Source organism: Empedobacter sp. 225-1, from assembly GCF_030328185.1.
Taxonomy (GTDB): Bacteria; Bacteroidota; Bacteroidia; order Flavobacteriales; family Weeksellaceae; genus Empedobacter; species Empedobacter stercoris.
In genome coordinates, this window is record NZ_JACALO010000001.1 from 72,975 (window position 1) to 90,580 (window position 17,606).

At 31.0% G+C, this 17,606-nt stretch carries 18 protein-coding genes; 6 read left to right on the plus strand and 12 right to left on the minus strand.

Annotation, left to right across the window (positions count from 1 at the left end; all coding sequences use genetic code 11):
- The 6 genes from HX088_RS00360 to HX088_RS00385 all read right to left on the minus strand — a co-directional run.
- Window positions 1–989, minus strand: a 989-nt coding sequence (locus tag HX088_RS00360; protein WP_286482934.1) for a hypothetical protein, incomplete at its 3' end; no start/stop codon positions are given.
- Window positions 990–991: 2 nt separating this feature from the next.
- Window positions 992–2,230, minus strand: a complete 1,239-nt coding sequence (locus tag HX088_RS00365) for a site-specific integrase (protein ID WP_286482936.1) — start codon at window positions 2,228–2,230, stop codon at window positions 992–994.
- 854 nt (window positions 2,231–3,084) lie between these two features.
- Entirely contained in the window at window positions 3,085–3,477 is a 393-nt protein-coding gene (locus HX088_RS00370) for an acyl-CoA thioesterase (RefSeq protein WP_171623017.1), read from the minus strand.
- Window positions 3,458–4,462 carry a Gfo/Idh/MocA family protein gene (locus HX088_RS00375; RefSeq protein WP_171623018.1) on the minus strand — a complete coding sequence of 335 codons (1,005 nt, stop codon included), beginning with the start codon at window positions 4,460–4,462 and terminating at the stop codon, window positions 3,458–3,460. Before HX088_RS00375 ends, HX088_RS00370 begins: the two co-directional genes overlap by 20 nt.
- 5 nt (window positions 4,463–4,467) lie before the next feature.
- Window positions 4,468–6,129: a DUF6909 family protein gene (locus HX088_RS00380; RefSeq protein WP_225541406.1), complete on the minus strand. Its 1,662-nt coding sequence runs from the start codon at window positions 6,127–6,129 to the stop codon at window positions 4,468–4,470.
- Between the two features lie 7 nt (window positions 6,130–6,136).
- Window positions 6,137–6,715, minus strand: coding sequence for a DUF3109 family protein (locus HX088_RS00385; protein ID WP_171623020.1), 579 nt, complete (start codon window positions 6,713–6,715; stop codon window positions 6,137–6,139).
- 73 nt (window positions 6,716–6,788) lie between these two features.
- Here HX088_RS00385 and HX088_RS00390 point away from each other — a divergent pair, with 73 nt between their 5' ends.
- Together HX088_RS00390 and HX088_RS00395 are read left to right on the plus strand one after the other, a co-directional pair.
- The gene (locus HX088_RS00390) at window positions 6,789–8,525 is read left to right on the plus strand and encodes a 1-deoxy-D-xylulose-5-phosphate synthase (protein WP_286482937.1); all 1,737 of its coding nucleotides are present in this window, start codon (window positions 6,789–6,791) and stop codon (window positions 8,523–8,525) included.
- A gap of 50 nt (window positions 8,526–8,575) precedes the next feature.
- Window positions 8,576–9,070: a DUF4252 domain-containing protein gene (locus tag HX088_RS00395; RefSeq protein WP_286482938.1), complete on the plus strand. Its 495-nt coding sequence runs from the start codon at window positions 8,576–8,578 to the stop codon at window positions 9,068–9,070.
- Window positions 9,071–9,083: 13 nt separating this feature from the next.
- Here the strand turns inward: HX088_RS00395 and HX088_RS00400 are convergent, their stop codons facing one another.
- The gene (locus HX088_RS00400) at window positions 9,084–9,455 is read right to left on the minus strand and encodes a hypothetical protein (RefSeq protein ID WP_286482939.1); all 372 of its coding nucleotides are present in this window, start codon (window positions 9,453–9,455) and stop codon (window positions 9,084–9,086) included.
- A gap of 77 nt (window positions 9,456–9,532) precedes the next feature.
- On the opposite strand from HX088_RS00400, the gene rsmI reads away from it, so the two are divergent.
- Window positions 9,533–10,207: a 16S rRNA (cytidine(1402)-2'-O)-methyltransferase gene (gene rsmI, locus HX088_RS00405; protein ID WP_286482940.1), complete on the plus strand. Its 675-nt coding sequence runs from the start codon at window positions 9,533–9,535 to the stop codon at window positions 10,205–10,207.
- Here the strand turns inward: rsmI and recJ are convergent.
- The 3 genes from recJ to HX088_RS13900 are packed head-to-tail and all read right to left on the minus strand — an operon-like array spanning window position 10,204 to window position 13,383.
- Window positions 10,204–11,904 carry a single-stranded-DNA-specific exonuclease RecJ gene (gene recJ / locus HX088_RS00410; RefSeq protein WP_171623025.1) on the minus strand — a complete coding sequence of 567 codons (1,701 nt, stop codon included), beginning with the start codon at window positions 11,902–11,904 and terminating at the stop codon, window positions 10,204–10,206. The genes rsmI and recJ overlap by 4 nt on opposite strands.
- Before the next feature lie 47 nt (window positions 11,905–11,951).
- Window positions 11,952–12,701 carry a uroporphyrinogen-III synthase gene (locus tag HX088_RS00415; protein WP_171623026.1) on the minus strand — a complete coding sequence of 250 codons (750 nt, stop codon included), beginning with the start codon at window positions 12,699–12,701 and terminating at the stop codon, window positions 11,952–11,954.
- Window positions 12,702–12,708: 7 nt separating this feature from the next.
- Window positions 12,709–13,383, minus strand: coding sequence for a DUF4271 domain-containing protein (locus tag HX088_RS13900; protein WP_260541764.1), 675 nt, complete (start codon window positions 13,381–13,383; stop codon window positions 12,709–12,711).
- A 66-nt stretch (window positions 13,384–13,449) separates the two neighbouring features.
- On the opposite strand from HX088_RS13900, the gene HX088_RS00420 reads away from it, so the two are divergent.
- Both HX088_RS00420 and HX088_RS00425 read left to right on the plus strand, forming a co-directional pair.
- Window positions 13,450–14,172 (plus strand): polyprenol monophosphomannose synthase, encoded by a 723-nt coding sequence (locus tag HX088_RS00420; protein ID WP_171623028.1) that lies wholly within the window; start codon window positions 13,450–13,452, stop codon window positions 14,170–14,172.
- On the plus strand, window positions 14,169–14,561 hold the full coding sequence (locus HX088_RS00425) for a DUF4296 domain-containing protein (RefSeq protein WP_171623029.1): 393 nt from the start codon (window positions 14,169–14,171) through the stop codon (window positions 14,559–14,561). The genes HX088_RS00420 and HX088_RS00425 overlap by 4 nt, the downstream gene beginning before the upstream one ends.
- A gap of 45 nt (window positions 14,562–14,606) precedes the next feature.
- On the opposite strand, the gene HX088_RS00430 is transcribed toward HX088_RS00425, so the two are convergent.
- Together HX088_RS00430 and HX088_RS00435 are read right to left on the minus strand one after the other, a co-directional pair.
- Entirely contained in the window at window positions 14,607–15,128 is a 522-nt protein-coding gene (locus HX088_RS00430; RefSeq protein ID WP_171623030.1) for an acyl-CoA thioesterase, read from the minus strand.
- A 117-nt stretch (window positions 15,129–15,245) separates the two neighbouring features.
- Entirely contained in the window at window positions 15,246–16,400 is a 1,155-nt protein-coding gene (locus HX088_RS00435) for an HU domain-containing protein (protein ID WP_286482941.1), read from the minus strand.
- An 89-nt stretch (window positions 16,401–16,489) separates the two neighbouring features.
- Between HX088_RS00435 and dprA the strand changes: the two genes are divergently transcribed.
- Window positions 16,490–17,587 (plus strand): DNA-processing protein DprA, encoded by a 1,098-nt coding sequence (gene dprA, locus HX088_RS00440; RefSeq protein ID WP_286482942.1) that lies wholly within the window; start codon window positions 16,490–16,492, stop codon window positions 17,585–17,587.
- Window positions 17,588–17,606 lie beyond the last annotated feature (19 nt).

Sequence of the window (17,606 nt, forward strand, 5' to 3'; positions counted from 1 at the left end):
TGAATTTTTGAATTTTCTTTAATGAACAATTCTTTAGTGACGTTATTTTTTAGATAATCTATAACTTCCTTTATATTGTTTATTAATAGGTTACTTGACTGAGAAATTTGATTCTGAATTTTTGAATTTTCTTTAATGAACAATTCTTTAGTGACGTTATTTTTTAGATAATCTATAACTTCCTTTATATTATTTATTAATAAGTTATTTGACTGAGAAATTTGATTCTGAATTTTTAATATTCCTTCACGGAATAAATCTTTAGTAATATTATTTTGATTTATATCGGAATATTTTTTTCTTCTTATTAATGATAATTTTTCTTTTTCTAGGAACTCAAAAGCAAATTTATCGTGATAATGTAATCCTAAATCTTTTTCAAAATGTAAATTTTTATAATTTGTTAATTCGAATATAAATCTTGATATGATTTCATTTGAAATATCTTCAAGTTCATTTGTGTTGACGATAAAGTCTTTTATTATTTTAATTAAACTTTTCTTGTATTGGAAATAGAAAAGTCTGCTTGTAGTTTTATCTTTCTTTGATCTAGTAAAATAATCATCGAACCTTTCAAAAGTGATTAGTTTTCTTAAATTTTTATTTAACTCGTTTTGAACGTTTGATAAAAATTCATCGATTTTCTTTGATGTATTAGAATTAATATTTTTTAATTCCTCTGATAATAACTTATTGTAAACTTCATTATATGACTTTTCTTTATCCTTTTTAGAGCTTAATCTATATTCATCTATATTAAATGAATACTTATGAAATTCATAATTTTTTTCTTTGATTAGCCAATATAAACTAATTGATATACCGAAATATAGTGTTGAAATTAAAAAAAAATTCCCTCTACTTATTTCAAAACCTTTGTCAAAAAATGTCACAAATACAAGTAAAGATAAACTGATGAAAAATAGTATAGCAATTTTTTTATTATAAAAAATTGACTTATTTAAAAGTATTGATAATGGTGCATTCATAATTATTTTATTTTATCCCAAGTGTTATTCATTTCGTTTTTCTTTAATTCTTCAGAAATATTTACATATTTTCTAAAGCTTTCTTCTTTTTTATGTCCTGTTATTTTCTTCAATACAGAAATATTCATTCCCATAATTACAGAGTTCGTAACAAAGGTTTTTCTTGCAGTATGACTAGTAATTAATTTATGTTTTGGGACAACATCATCAATCCTTTTTTGACCAGAATATCTTGTAATAGAAATAGGTGTGTTAATTTCTGCTATTTCGCAAGCTTGTTTAATGTATTCATTAAATTTCTGAGATGATATTACAGGTAACGGATAATAAATGGTGTTTTCGTAACGCTCTAAAATTTGTTTTGCAAATTGATTCAAAGGAATAATATGATCGATTGTTTTGGTTTTTAGAATGTTCATTTTGATATAATCTTCATATATATTCGCTTTATTAAGATTGTAAGCATCAGAAAATCTCAGACCTGTAAAACAAGAAAAACAATAAACATCTCTTACATGCGAATGTTTTGTTTTTTTGAATTCGAAATTCAATAAATGAAATAGTTCGTCTTTCGTTAAGTAGATTACTTCAATTTCATTTTCTGTTGTTTTGAATTTTTTGAAAGAGGTGTTTTTATGATAATCTCTTTCTTCTGCCCAACGCATAAAGGTTTTGAAAATATCAATATGCTTACTGAAAGTATTGTTTAGAATTTTCTTTATTTCAAAAGCATAATCCCTAATTCGTTCGAAAAAATGAATATCAATAGTGTCAAAAGTGATTTTTTCTCCAGAATACTCTTGGTAATCGTTTAAAAACTTTTTTGCAGAATTGTAGTTCTTAATAGTATTGGGAACTTTAGTTGATTTATTTGTATCAATAAATTCCTCAAAGCAATCGAAAAAATTATGACTAGCAATTAAATTCGATTTGCTTTTTAGTTTGTCATCGAAGAATTTCTTTGAAGGCTCAATTTCATTCAAGTATAGGTATCGAATAATCTCATTTGCTCTGTTTTCATGATTATCAATGATTTTATTGAATTCAATATGATTGTTATACTCCTCTTTCTTTAGGTTTTGTTTGATTCTTTGGGTTTTAGAATTCCAATTATTCTCAGATGATTTTACATCAGGAATTTGAAATCTAAATCGTTCAGAATTGAAAGTTATTGTCATTAAAACAGGACATCGACCTGATTTATCCTTTTTATCTTTCCTTAAATTGATTGAAACTTGCATAGTTGTTTAAATGAATTTAGAGTTACTAAATAGGTGGCTATTTTGGGGGCAAAATTTGCTTTTAAATAGATTTAAACAAATGTAAATTAATATTTGTAAATAATTGATATTGAATTTCAGTGAATTAAAATATGATTAGAATGAATTAGAAAAGTAAGGACTCCCACTCCGAGTACTGAAATTAAGACTTATTTAATTGCAAATCAATTATTTAAGTCTTTTTTTTATCCCCTAAATATTCCCTAAAGTTTCAAAACTCATATTTTAAACTGGTTTTAAACCTCTTTTAAAAACATTAAAAAAACCTCATCTTTCAAATCGAAATGATGAGGTTTTTTGTTTTTATGTAATTTGATTAACGTTATATTATTAAATAATCTTACCCGTTTGGCTCATTGTTTTTACAAAGTCGACACCGTTGGGGTAAAGGTTGAAGTAAAACCCGTAAGGCTCACTGTTTGTATAGTCTTACACCGTTGGGGTTTGGCTTTTTTATGCTCATAATCCCACTCATCAGAACCGTCGCTAAATTGTGTTACATAGTTTGCAAATCTTGTAAAATTGTTTTGTTCCGTTTCAAATTTAAATTAATGCCTAATCATATAAATTGTTGTTTAATAACAATACTACAGTAATAAATGTCCTTTGTTTATCATTTAATTTTCATTTAACAAACAGATAATATTTAATTAAGCTAATAAGAAAATAGAAGAGTTACTTTTGTATCAACATAATCCTCATGTGTTAATTTATATCATTTCTCAAAATCACTTCTCGTATCGGGAAGTTTTTTTGTTTTTAGTAGAAAAATAGAGACCAAAAAAAAGTCGAAATTTTAATTTCGACTTTTATATTTATCTTTTGTTTAAACGATCAATGACGTACTCGACTTGAGTTTTTCCATGAGGTTTTGGAGAACCGTTTTCGTCCAAATTAACCATTGTTATTCGGTCAACTGTAATAATGGTTTCGTGGGTCATTTTATTTCGAACCTCACATTTTAAAACCAAAGAAGTTCTTCCAAATTTTACGACTTCTATTCCAATCTCGACAATATCACCTTCTCGAGCAGATGACATAAAATTAATTTCGGACATGTGTTTAGTAACGACATGCGAATTTTCGAGTTGAACAATGCTATATAATGCAGCTTCTTCATCAATCCAAGCCAAAAGTTTTCCTCCAAAAAGCGTTTTGTTTGGATTGAGATCTTCTGGTTTTACCCATTTACGAGTGTGAAATTTCATAGTCTTCTGTTTTAATTTCTTGTTTATTTTGAGTTGCTAACTGATTTGCATCCGTAATAAACTGTACTAAATTTACGGCATATTTTCCATCTAACAACGAGTCATGATGACGCATCAATGCATCTGAAATTTCTGCAATTGCATTGGGATGAAAATTCTTTTGATCGGTTGAAATTGTATTGGAACAGCATACATTTTTGAGATCGGAATAAATCATTTGATTAAGGTATTGATCTCCAATTTTAATTGTTCCTTTTTCTGCAATAATTGTAATATTACTTTCGAAATTTTTATTAAAAACAGAAGTTGTATAAATCATGTGTCCAATTGCATCATCAGCTATAAAATCAACACAGCCAGAATCATCAAATTCCGTAATTTCTTGATGCGTAAAATTGAAACTTTTTGCATTGGTACATACCACTTCGTTGAACCAAAAATTCATGATATCTACAAAATGAGAAAATTGGGTAAATAATACTCCACCGTCCATTTCTTGATTTCCGTGCCATTCACGCAATTTGTAATAATTCTTGTTACGGTTCCAATAGCAATTAATATTCACCATGAAAACTTTCCCTAAAGAATTGTTATCAAGTAAATTTTTTATGTATTGTACAACTGGAGAAAAACGAAGTTGCATTGAGGTAAAAACACGAAGTTTTTTTTCCTCAGCAACTTTCAAGATTTCATTTGTATCTTCTACTGTTAAAGCGATAGGCTTTTCAATCAAGACATTTTTTCCTGCTTTTAGGCAACGAATAGCGTGTTCGCGATGCATACCATTTGGTGTTGCAATCACCACTACATCTGTTTCTTGATCTTCGTTCAGAAAACTTTCAAGGGTAGAATAACCTTTAATTGATAAATCTTCGGGTAAATTAAAATCGATAACCGAGATTAATTGTGCATTTTCAGCTTCTTCTATCGCTTGTTGATGTACACGTCCAATATGACCGTAGCCTAAAATGGAAAAATTTTTCATTGAAATTATTTAATAATTTTTTCTAATATCTTTTGCGTGATTAGATAAGTTGGTTTTACACCTGTTAATCCTAAGCCGCCTGAAGCCAATGTACTTCCTGTTTCTAACGGATTATCCGAAGCGTAATAAGCATACATCACTTTAACATCTTTATCGATATGATGTCTAATTTTAGATGCTACCTGAATTGCTTTTTGGTAATGAGCTCCCTCCATTTCTAATCCAATTGCTTGGAAAGACGAATTTTTAAAATATTCTAAAACGTCTTTGTTCTGCAATGATGTTCCTAAAACCGAAATCATAGGTCCTTCGTACACTCCTAAACCTTGGCCTTCGAAATCTGCAGCTGATAATTCGTTATCAAAAACATAGTTATCTGTTGTACCTTCGAAAACGTGTGCTGTTGCAATCATGATATCACCTTTTATTCCTTCAAGAATTCCAGCTTTACCCATAATAGCAACTGATTTTACATTCATTTTGAATTTTGCTTCATCAACTTTATACGGTTTTAATAACTCGTCCATCGCTTCGAATGCTTGTTCTCCAAATGCATAATCCATTACAATAATCACTTCATTGTTCTTGTCTTTTGCATAAGAAAATGCTGAGTTTGCTATGTTTACTTTCGATAAATCAATAATTTGAACATCGATATTTGTTCCTGATTGATCTTTGATGTAAACTAAGCCATTTTGTTGTGTGTATTCATTTAACGAATCGCGAAGCATTTTGTTATTTGCAGCACTTAAATCTTCGTAAATTTCTACACCATCGTTTTTGTATTTTCTTTTCAATCCATCATATGCGTACAACATATTCGATACACTGTGCATATTTGCAGAGATGATATGAATGTTTTTATCTTGAAGATTATTTTCGAATAATACACGTTTGATGGCATTTGCCCATTTTTCTCCAATCATATGGTGACCAATCGATTCACGCAAAGTTGAAGTGAATGTAATTTCGCGTTTTTTTGTACCGATACGATCTTGTTGACTTGTGTAACCCATCCAATAAACAATACGGAAAAAACGATCTTTATCATTAGAAGTTCCAAAATATTCGTGAATATCTTGCGTTTCTTCAAATGTTCTTCCTAAAATCGTCGATAAATGCATCAAGGCAACTTCACGCTCTTTACGAGAAATTTCAGCCTCATTAAAAACTACATTTTCGATGAATTCCCATGCTCTACTTTTAGAAAGTGTTTCGTTACTAAACGCTCTATTTCTAATTTTATCCGCTTCGTTATACAAAAATGTTAAGTGCGTCAACACATCATAAATATCAGAACGACCGCGTGAAATTTCAATATTCATTTGATCATCATCAATTCTGTAGCAAAAACGACGGCGTTTGGCAGGGATAATAGGTGTAAAAATTGATCGATCGTAACCTTCGTCCGATGTAAAAGACACATAAGGAGTTTCTACAATGCCTTCTGGTAAGCGATCCAAAACATACATCAACCCGCTTAATTCTACCTTGTTTGGATCTGTCATCGATCCGTAGATTTCAGGATTAATTTCGAATAATAAGTTTCTTAATATTTTTCCAGGTGCACCAGATGGACGGTACACTCCTCTATGAAATAAATGACGCATAGAGATGTATAATCTTTCAATAGCGTCAGTAGATCTTCTTGCTCTTGTTATAGACATAATTTTTTTACTTTTTTTGGTTGTTTAATTCTTCTTGAATGGCCATTAATTCATCATACCATTCTTGCCCAAATTTTCGGACCAATGAATCTTTAGCAAACGTTGCGACATTCACTTTCAATTCTTTTCCTAAGGTACAAGCATCTGCACAAATATCCCACACATGATAGTTGACAGAAGTGAAATTTGAATATTCCTTAATACGAACTGGATATAAATGACACGAAATGGGCTTTTTGTAATCCACTTTTCCGTCTTCGTAGGCTTTTTCTATTCCACATTTCGAAAAACCATTTTCTTCGAATACCAAATAGGCACATTCGCGATTATTAACCAAAGGCGTTACCCAATCGCCATCGGTATCCATTGTGTACTTACCTTCTTGCTCAATCACCGCAATTCCTTCGGGACGCAAATAAGGTTTTACATCTTCATAAATATCGTCTAATATTGTTAATTCGTCTTCATCTAAAGGTGCACCAGCGTCACCTTCTACACAACAAATCCCTTTACATTTGTTTAGATTACAAACAAAATCTTCATTTAGTAGTTCTTCAGATACAAGGGTCTTTCCTATTTGGAACATATGTTACATTAAATTTTGTAACATGCAAAGATACGGATTATTCCTCAGAAAAATGTAATTTTGTAAAAGAATAATGGATAATTTACTTTCAAAAATCAATCATCCTAAGGAACTTAGGGCTATTGAAACGTCTCAATTAAATCAGTTAGCTTATGAGATGCGAGAATTTATTTTGGATACTTTAAGCGTAAAACCGGGGCATTTAGGCGCGAGTTTAGGTGTGATCGAATTGACAATAGCTTTGCATTATCATTACAATACACCAAATGATTTGTTGATTTGGGATGTTGGACATCAATGTTATCCACATAAAATTTTGACTGGTCGAAAAGAAGTTTTTGATTCGCTTCGTCAAAAAGATGGCGTTTCTGGTTTTCCAACTCGTTTAGAAAGTGAATTTGATACGTTTGGAACTGGGCATTCTTCTACTTCAATTTCTGCAACTGTTGGTATGGCAACTGCGGATAAAATCAATCAAATCAATAGAAAACATATCGCCATTATTGGTGATGCTTCGATAACATCTGGAATGAGTTTGGAAGCGTTGAACCATCTTGGTTCAACCAATTTAGATGTTTTAGTGATTTTGAATGACAATGATATCGGAATTGATCCTTCGGTTGGTGGTTTGAAAAAACATTTTAAATCATTAGAAAATCAATCCGAAAATATTTTCACCAATTTTGGTTTAAATTTTATTGGAACAATCGATGGGCACAACTTTGAGGAATTATTTGATGCTTTTGAAAAAGCAGATTCAATCAAAGGTCCAAAAGTTTTACATATCAAAACAACCAAAGGAAAAGGGTACGAACAAGCCGAAATTGATCAAGTAAAATGGCATGCACCAGGTTTATTTAATAAGGAAACAGGTGAAATAAAATCAAAGAAAAGGGAAAAATCGTATCAAGATGTTTTTGGTGAAACGATGTATCAATTACTTGCAAATAATCCTCAAATTGTAGCGATAACACCTGCAATGTTAACAGGAAGTAATTTGGTAAAATGTCATCAAGATTTCCCTAATCGTGTTTTTGATGTTGGAATTGCGGAGCAACACGCAGTGACATTTGCAGCTGGTTTGGCAACGCAAAATACCGTTCCGTATTGCGTGATTTATTCCACATTTTTACAGCGTGCATACGATCAAGTGATACATGATGTTGCTTTGCAGAATTTACCTGTTGTTTTTTGTATCGATCGTGCAGGATTCGTTGGTACAGACGGTGCGACGCATCATGGTTATCTTGATATTGCGTATTTACGCGAAATTCCGAACATGATTGTTTCTTCTCCTCGAAACGAAAAAGATTTCAAAAATCTCTTGTATACAGCACAATTCACGAAACATCCTTTTGCAATTCGCTATCCAAAAAATAATATCCAAACCTATAATTCTAAAGTCGAAAAAATAGAAATCGGTCAATCTGAAATCATTTTTGAAGGGAATCAAATAGCAATTCTTTCAACTGGTTTAATTAGTTCTCGAATAGAAGAAATTATCATTCAACATCATCTTCAAGACAAAGTAGCTTTGATTGATTTCCCGTTTATTAAACCTTTAGACGAATCTCGCTTAAAAGCTATTTCATTGAAATATTCGACTATTTTAACCTTTGAAGATGGAATCAAAAAAGGTGGTTTTGGGAGTGGAGTTTTAGAGTTTCTGAATTCAATTCATTACAAAGGAAATATCACCATTAATGGCTATCCAGACGAATTTATCGAACATGCCTCAATTGTTGAATTAGAACAAATGGTTGGATTAGATGATTCATTTATTTTCGAAATGATTTTATCTTATTCATAATTTTCGGTACGAGAGTTGTAGTTGCAAACGCATCTAATAAATAGGACACAATGAAAAAAATAATTGGTTTATCTTTTATAGCAGTTTTGCTAACGTTGCAATCTTGTGGAACAACAAGTAATATGCAAGAATTCTACACAAAATATAACAATCAGTCTACCGTAATTCCTTTACCATCTTTTGCGCTAAAATTAGCTGGAAAAGCAGGCGGAACAGATTTATTTAATTATTTGAAATCAGCTAAAGTTTTTGTAGTTAGCGATGCAGGACAAGGAAAGCAAAAACGAATCATGAATGATTTGCAATCGTCAATGCGTGGTGAAAAATACGAAAACTTAGTAAAGTTTAAAGCAAAAGATAGTCGTTTGAATATTTCGTTACAAGAAGATGGTGATCGTGTAAAGAAAATGATTTTTGGGATTAATGGCTTGCGTAATGTATTGGTAATTGATTCGAAATTAGATATTCCACGAACAGATTTAGATAAAATTTTAGACAAGGTTTCGGCTGAAGATATTGCAGATTTAGCAGATATTTTGAAATAATATAGGAAGCCAGCTAATTTGCCGGCTTTATTTCATATACAAGTTTAATAGATTCATCTTTAAAATTATATTCTCTATAATAAATGATCACCTGATGATCTATAAATAATTTTGTATTCTCATAAAACTTCTTAATATTTAATTTACTATCATCTAAAATGTATAAATCTTTGCATCCATTTTCATTATAAAGAGAAGTCGTGAAATTCTTTTTAGACTTTCGAGCTTTTTCAGCTAAATAATCTTCTTCAACATAACCTAAACAGCTTTTTCCTATATCGGATAAGCGAATTATCTGAGTCTTTGCTTCAGGCAATTTCACCATCAAACAACTATTTGACATAAAAAGGAGAATCATAAATCCTAGAAATCGGTAATTTTTCATCATAATGAAATTAATGTTGTACATTAATTAAAAATAGATAAATTTTATCTCAAAACAATTCTTCTTAACTTTGTCGCATGAGTGGAAAATTATATTTGGTTCCAACACCAATCGGAAATTTAGGAGATATGACATTTCGAGCTGTTGATGTATTAAAAGAATCGGATGTGATTCTTGCTGAAGACACGCGAAATAGTGGTATTTTACTAAAACATTTCGAAATTTCTACTCCAATGCGTAGTTATCATATGCACAACGAACATCAAGCAACAGAAGATATTGTTCGTCAGTTAAAAGATGGTCAAATTATCTCTATTATTACAGATGCTGGAACTCCAGGTATTTCTGATCCAGGTTATTTGTTAGCGAAAGAGTGTGTTGCAAATGATATTGTTATCGAATGTTTGCCTGGCGCAACTGCTTTTGTTCCTGCTTTGGTTGTTTCGGGATTACCAAATAACGAATTTACTTTTGTTGGATTTTTACCTGTAAAAAAAGGACGAAAATCTAAATTAGACTCATTAGTAGATGAAAAGAAAACAATGATTTTCTACGAATCTCCCCATAAAATAGGACGAACTTTAAAAGATTTAGCTGAAAATTTTGGCGCTGAACGTAAAGCGAGTTTATCACGAGAAATTTCTAAAAAGTTTGAAGAAACATTACGTGGAACTTTAACAGAATTGGCTGAAATTGCCGAAAAAAGAAATTTAAAAGGTGAAATGGTTTTGGTTGTTGAAGGAAATCACTAATCGTTGAAACGAATGTCTTTGATGTTTAATTGCCAAGTTCCTTTTCCTTGCCAATAATTCATCCCGATAGTATAAACCATATCAAACGATTGACCTTTCTCTAATTTTGGACCAAATTTACCTAATTTGAAACCTATTGCAGGAAATGTAATACGCGTATCTCGTTGATGTACATACAAACGTGCATGTTCTTTACCAACTAATCTAAAATCTGTTGCCAATAGATCTTTTGACAGAAAAACAGGGTTCATATTTTCTGGACCAAAAGGAGCCATACGCATCACAGATTCTAAAAAAGTACGTGTCATATCGTTGAACGATATCTCTTTATCAATCAAAATAGAAGGTGTAAAGTGTTTGCCGTTCGACATTTCTTTTACCGTTTCATCAAATTTTATTTTAAACTTCTCGAAGTTTTCTTCTTTCATTGCTAAACCGGCCGCCGCCATATGTCCACCAAATTGAGTTAGCAAATCTTTGTTGGTTGCAATAGCAGAATGAATATCAAATTCTTGAATAGAACGTGCCGAACCTACTATTTCTCCTTCATTGTTTTTCGTAAATACAATCGTCGGTTTGTAGTACAAGTCAACTAAACGCGAAGCAACAATTCCTATGACTCCCTTATTCCAAGAAGAATCGTAAACAATTGTCGAATATTTTTCATCTGTATTGATTTGATTTAGTTGTAATAGCGCATCATGTGTCATGTCAAGGTCCAACGTTTTGCGTTCGTTATTCAAAGAATTTATGTCATTCAGGTATTTACGACAATCTTCTTCGTCTGTACTCAACATAAAACGAACAGCTTCAGAACCGTGTTTTATTCGTCCAGCGGCATTAATTTTTGGCGCAATTGAAAAAACAACATTCGAAATGTTGACATTATTTTTAATATTGGTCGGAATTAATTGTTGAAATGCTAAACGAGGTTCAGAGTTTAATCGTTGTAAACCTGCATAAGCTAAGATGCGATTTTCACCCGTAATGGGTACAATATCAGCCGCAATACTTACAGCAACTAAATCTAAAAGTGGTAAAAGATTCTCTTTCGGAAGGTTAAACTTTTCGGTATATGCTTGTGCTAATTTAAATCCAACTCCACAGCCGCTCAACTCTTTGTACGGGTAACGGCAACCTTTTTGTTTTGGATCCAAAACAGCATAGGCTTTTGGCACAGAACGATCTGGTAAATGGTGATCGCAAATAATATAATCTATTTTTTTTGATTGTGCATAGTTAATTTCTTCATGAGCTTTTATGCCACAATCTAACACAATAACCAGTGAAATGTTATGATCTACAGCAAATTGTATGCTTTGTTGAGAGATGCCATAACCTTCGTTGTTTCGATCTGGAATATAAAAAAAGACTTTCGAGTAGATAGAAGTCAGAAATTCGTAAAATAATGTTACAGCTGTCGTTCCATCTACATCGTAGTCTCCAAATATTAAGATATTTTCTTCGTCATCTATAGCGTTTTTGATACGCGAAACTGCATCAGACATTCCTTTCATCAAAAAAGGATCATGCAATTCCTTTAAAGAGGGGTTGAAATACGATTTAGCTTGGCTAAAATTCGTTATTCCACGTTGAGCTAATAAAATAGCAAGAACCTCTGAAATGTTAAGTGATTCTCTTAAATCCTTAATTACCTCAGTTGTGGCTTGTTCTTTTATTTCCCATGTTTTTTCCATCTCTTTAATGTACGTATTTTTTATTAGAGAGAAGGGTAAAAGCAATCTTATTTAGATTTATTTGCTTCTTTAACGTATTTGTCTAATGCCATTGTCATTGACGGTGTCTGTGGTGTTGGCACCTCAATATCTACACGTAATCCCATCTCTTTTGCTTGATCTGCTGTCGATTTCCCAAAAACTGCTATTCTCGTATCGTCTTGTACAAATTCTGGAAAATTTTCAAATAAAGATTTAATACCAGAAGGTGTAAAGAAAACAAGAATGTCATATTTTACATCAGACAAATCTGATAAATCACTTGATACAGTTCTGAACAAAGTTGCTTTTTGCCATGTTAAACCTAAGCTATCTAATAAAGTAGGAACGTTTGGTTTCAAAACATCAGATGCGGGTAATAAAAAGTTTTCTTCTTTGTGCTTTTTAAACAAAGGCACCATGTCAGCAAATACTTTTTCTCCAATATAAATTTTACGTTTTCTATAGACTATGTATTTTTGTAAATAGAAGGCAATCGCTTCAGATTCACAAAAATATTTCATAGAATCAGGAACGGTAAAACGCATTTCTTCTGCAAGGCGGAAGAAGTGATCAATTGCATTTCTACTCGTAAAAATAACTGCAGTAACTTTGCTAAAATCAATCTTTTGTTGTCTAACTTCTTTTGCGTCTATTCCGACAACTTGGATAAATGGTCTAAAATCAATTTTGATTTTATTACTTTTTTCAATCTCGTAGTATGGCGAGTTCTCCGCCTGAGGCGTTGGTTGTGATACTAATATTGATTTAACTTTCATAGTAATTTTAGATTACTTTACCAACAATTAACAGCTTTGCTAAAACCATAATAGGTAAAATTTCTAGGGTGCAAAGGTACAAAATATTATAATACCAAATTGATTTATTCTTATGAATTTGTTTGGCGTAAATGCTATAAATCTCAAATATTCTATTCAAAAACAACAAAATAAAACCGATGATGATTAAATAATCTTTGTTAATTTGGGTATAAAAAAATAAAAAGCAAATAACTAATAAAAGCAAAACATTTTTAGCGTTTACATAACTCGAACTTTTCATAAAATAGAGAATAGAACTAGATTCATAAAATACTTTATAAAAAACGACCTCTATCAATAGTCTGAAAAGCATGATGATACTAATAATTCCAAAGGTTATTCCTAGACGAGATAAATAATAAAAGTTGAAATTCGGGAGGTGGTTGTAATTAATGTCAAAATAAGAAACCAATAGTAGACTGATCAATAAAACTGTTACAGCATTTACAATAAAACTAAACAGAGTCGTATTATCGTCCGTAAAATTCATGTATTCGTTTTTATTTGTTAGCGTCTTAAAATTTTTCGCAAACAAATATTTTGTCGCACAAACCAATAATAAACACATTATCAAAGTAATAAGAATAGTGTCATTGCCAACTGTGTTTTTTCCTATTGAGATTAAATCGTTTGTTTTCATAATTTTTTCAAAAATACAAAACCCTAACAATCTTATAACTATCTTTATGCCCACAAAATTATATTTATGTCGGACAAATTAGTTATTATCCCGACCTATAACGAAAAAGAAAACATAGAAGCTATAATCCGCGCTGCTTTAGCGGCTGACGGAGCATTTGATGTATTAATTGTTGATGATAGTTCTCCTGATGGAACAAACGAAATTGTAAAACGTTTAATTCCTGAGTTTAATGGGCGTTTGCATTTAGAAATTCGAACAACAAAAGATGGTTTGGGGCGTGCTTATGTACATGGTTTTAAATGGGCTTTAGCCAATAATTACGAATTTATTTTCGAAATGGATGCCGATTTTTCTCATAATCCAAATGATTTGCCACGTTTGTATCAAGCTTTGGCTGATGGTGCTGATTTAGCAATTGGTTCTCGCTATTCTAATGGCGTTAATGTTGTTAATTGGCCTATGAACAGAGTTTTGTTATCTTATTTTGCTTCAAAATATGTTCGTGTTATTACGCGTTTACCTGTTCATGATGCAACAGCAGGATTCGTAGGTTATCGTGCAAATGTTTTAAAAACATTAGATTTAGATAAAATTAAATTTAAAGGTTATGGATTTCAGATTGAAATGAAATACAAAACATGGATCAAGAAATTTAAACTAAAAGAAGTCCCTATTATATTTACGGACAGAACGTTGGGAGAGTCAAAAATTAGTTCTGATATTATTGGGGAAGCTGTTTTTGGCGTAATTTCGTTGCGAATAAGACATATATTTGGACAATTATGAAGTATTTGTATGTAGCAATTATTTTATTTTTAGGAGTATTTAGTTGTGCTCCAAAAAATTATGAAAAACCAAAAGATCTTATCGGAAAGTCTGATATGATAGATATTTTGACAGATTTATACATTAGCCAACAAGGTTTGCAAATGTATCCAATTCAAAATGAAGATCAAAGCCTTGTTTTAGCGAAAGACGCAGTAGACATTTTGAATGCTTATGATGTTTCAATAAATACTTTCCAAGAAAGTTACAAGTATTATATGATGCAACCAGAAAAAATGAAAAAGATGTTGGATGAGGTTAAAAATAATCTTGAGGATAAATTATCCAAAGAAGAAAAAGAACGTCAAAACACTCAAAAAAATAATTTAGAAGAGTTCAAACCTCAATAAAAAAAAAGCCTCAAGTTTAGATGATTTGAGGCTTTTTTTATGTAATTATTCTGTTATAAATAGTGATTTCAATTCAAGCGCATCCGCAGGTTGCATACGCCCTGCTAAAATTAAACTTAATTGTTTACGACGCAAAGCTGCTTCGTAACGTTCAATTTCTTGTTCAGTTTCAGGAATTAATTCAGGTACTTTTACAGGTTTATTGTCGTTATCAACTGCGACAAAAGTGTAAATTCCACTATTTGTTTGGTTGTAAATACAGTTTTCGTAATCGTATACATAAACATCGACATACACTTCCATCGAAGAATTGAATGCTCGTGTAACTTTAGATTCTAATTTTATTGTACTTCCCATAGGTATAGGAATATTGAATGCAACATGGTTCACACTTGCAGTTACAACTAAGAAACTTCCACCATGCATTTTTGCAGAGATTGATGAAATTCGGTCCATAGAAGCTAACAATTCACCTCCGAACATATTTCCTAAATTGTTGGTTTCATTTGGTAAAACCAAATTTGTCATTACAGCTAATGATTCTTTTGCTGTTTTTGCTTTCGCCATAAACTTTTATTTGTTGTTTGCAAATTTCAATAAAATAAACGAGTTTCTTTATACCATCAATAAAATAAGCTATCCACAGGATAGCTTATTTTATTGATGGTATTTTAAAAAGGTAAATTAATTTTCAGTTCTAACCCATGTTCCGGGCGACTTTTTATTTACATCATTCATATATTTTTGTGCATCATCTATATTATTAAAGCTATTGTATGTAACATAGTAATAGCGACCTTTTACATAGTTGATTTCAGCATTTTTGTAACCTTGTTTTTTTAATTCGCCCAACAATCTATCTGCATCTTCTTGTCTTTTCAAAGAAGCAGCGATAACTTGGTATTTTTTATTTGAAGTTTTTACAGTTGATTTTGTTGTACTATCTTTTTTATCAACATTTTTTACATCTTCTTTTTCTGGTGATTCAATCTTCGTTATTTTTTTTGTTTCAGTTTTAACGATTTCTTTTGATGAAGGTTTTTCTTTTACAATTGCAGTTATTTCCTTATCCGTTTCATTCAGTTTAGTTTCTTTTACAACTGTAATTTCAACTTTTTTTGGTGTTTCAATTGTATCTGTTTTTGTTACTGTTTCAGCAATTTGATATTCGACTAAAGAAGGTTCAGTAATCGTTTGTGGCATATTATAAACGTCATATTGCACAGAAACTTTTTCAGTTTGTTTTGTTTCATTTTGGCCAATCATTGGCAAAACTAAACCGCTCCATTGTTTATTTACAAATTTTTGTACAGGTTGCGGCGTATTAAAATATAGAAAGCCACCAACTATAATAGGAATTATAGAGGCTGCTGCTAAAAATTTAGACATGTGTTTGTTTGATGTTTTAGCTTTAGATGAATCTAAAATGTAATTGGCTTGTAAATTTGAAAGCCCATAAGCAGCAACGAAATAATTTTGAGCATTTTCTGGTTTGAATTCAATTTTTCCTGCTTCATTAAATTTTAATGAGCCAATATTTTGTAAGGTTAGAATTTTCCCATTTTTCAAATGTTCTTGCCAAAAATAAACCTGTTCATTCAAAAATGTTTGCGCATTTTCAAAAGACATGGGTTCATCTTGTACAATTTTATTCACCAAAACTCCATCACTTTTTGTTAAAGTCGAATTGAAAGAAAGTTCTTTTCTTGGTGGAATAAAAGTATTCGTTTTCTCGTCGAATGCTACAGACGCTGCATTTGAAATAAACGCACCAAAGTTCGGAACGATTACACAATCGTGCTGAAATAATAATTGACTTATATGCTCTTCTAACCTCATACTACGAAATTAACATTTTTTTTAAATTCTGCAAAAAAATAAATACTTAAAATACTACTTAGTTGGTTTAATATTAATAATTTAACAAAATGAAAACCGATTTACCTTATATTTTAGCACTTTCTTTTCAGAAAAGAATTGGCGATATCACAGCCCGAAAAATTATTCAATTTTTTGGTTCGGCAGAAGCTGCTTGGAATTGTAAACCAAAAGATTTGATGCAAATTTCGGGAATTGGTCAGCAAATAAGCAAAGATTTTGGTCAAAAAAAATGGTTAGAATTGGCTTTTAACGAAATCGAATATTGTGAAAATAATCATATTCGTATTTTAACTTTTTACGACGATACCTATCCACAGCTGTTAAAAGAGTGTATTGATGCGCCTTTGGTACTTTTTTGTAAAGGAAATTTAGAGTTCAATCATTTTAATAATAAAAAGATTTCAATCGTTGGAACTCGAAAAATGACCAATTATGGACGAGGTTTTATTACTGAATTAATTGAAGGTTTAGCAGATTTTGATGTAACTATTGTTAGTGGATTGGCGTATGGTTGCGATATAGAAGCGCATACAAATGCACTTAAAAATAAGTTGGTAACTTGGTCAGTGATGGGAACTAATTTCGAACGAATTTATCCTGCAGCTCACAAGATGATTGCAGTAGAAATGTTACAAAAAGGAGGTTGGATTACTGAACAACCAAGTTTTAAAGCTGGCGCTCCTGAATCATTTCTTCAACGAAATCGTATCATTGCAGGATTGTCCGATATTACAATAGTAGTAGAATCAGCTTTTAAAGGAGGAAGTTTAGTAACCGCTAAATTCGCAAATGAATACAATCGAGAAGTGTTTGCTTTACCTGGAAAAACAACAGATGCATTAAGTGTTGGATGTAATTATTTGATTAAATCTCATCAAGCTTATTTAGTGGAAAACTCGAAAGATATTATTGATTATTTTAATTTCAATTCACAGAAAAAATCAAAACAAATAGATCTATTTATTGAAATTTCTGATGATGAAAAAGTGATTGTAAATTACTTGAAAAAAAACGGAAAGCAACACATCGATAAAATGTCTTTTGAATTGAATATGAAATCGTATGAGTTAATGCCTTTGTTGTTAGATTTGGAGTTGAAACAAATTATTTCTACACTTCCAGGGAAGTTTTATGATTTATTGTAATAATAAATACAATTTTTAA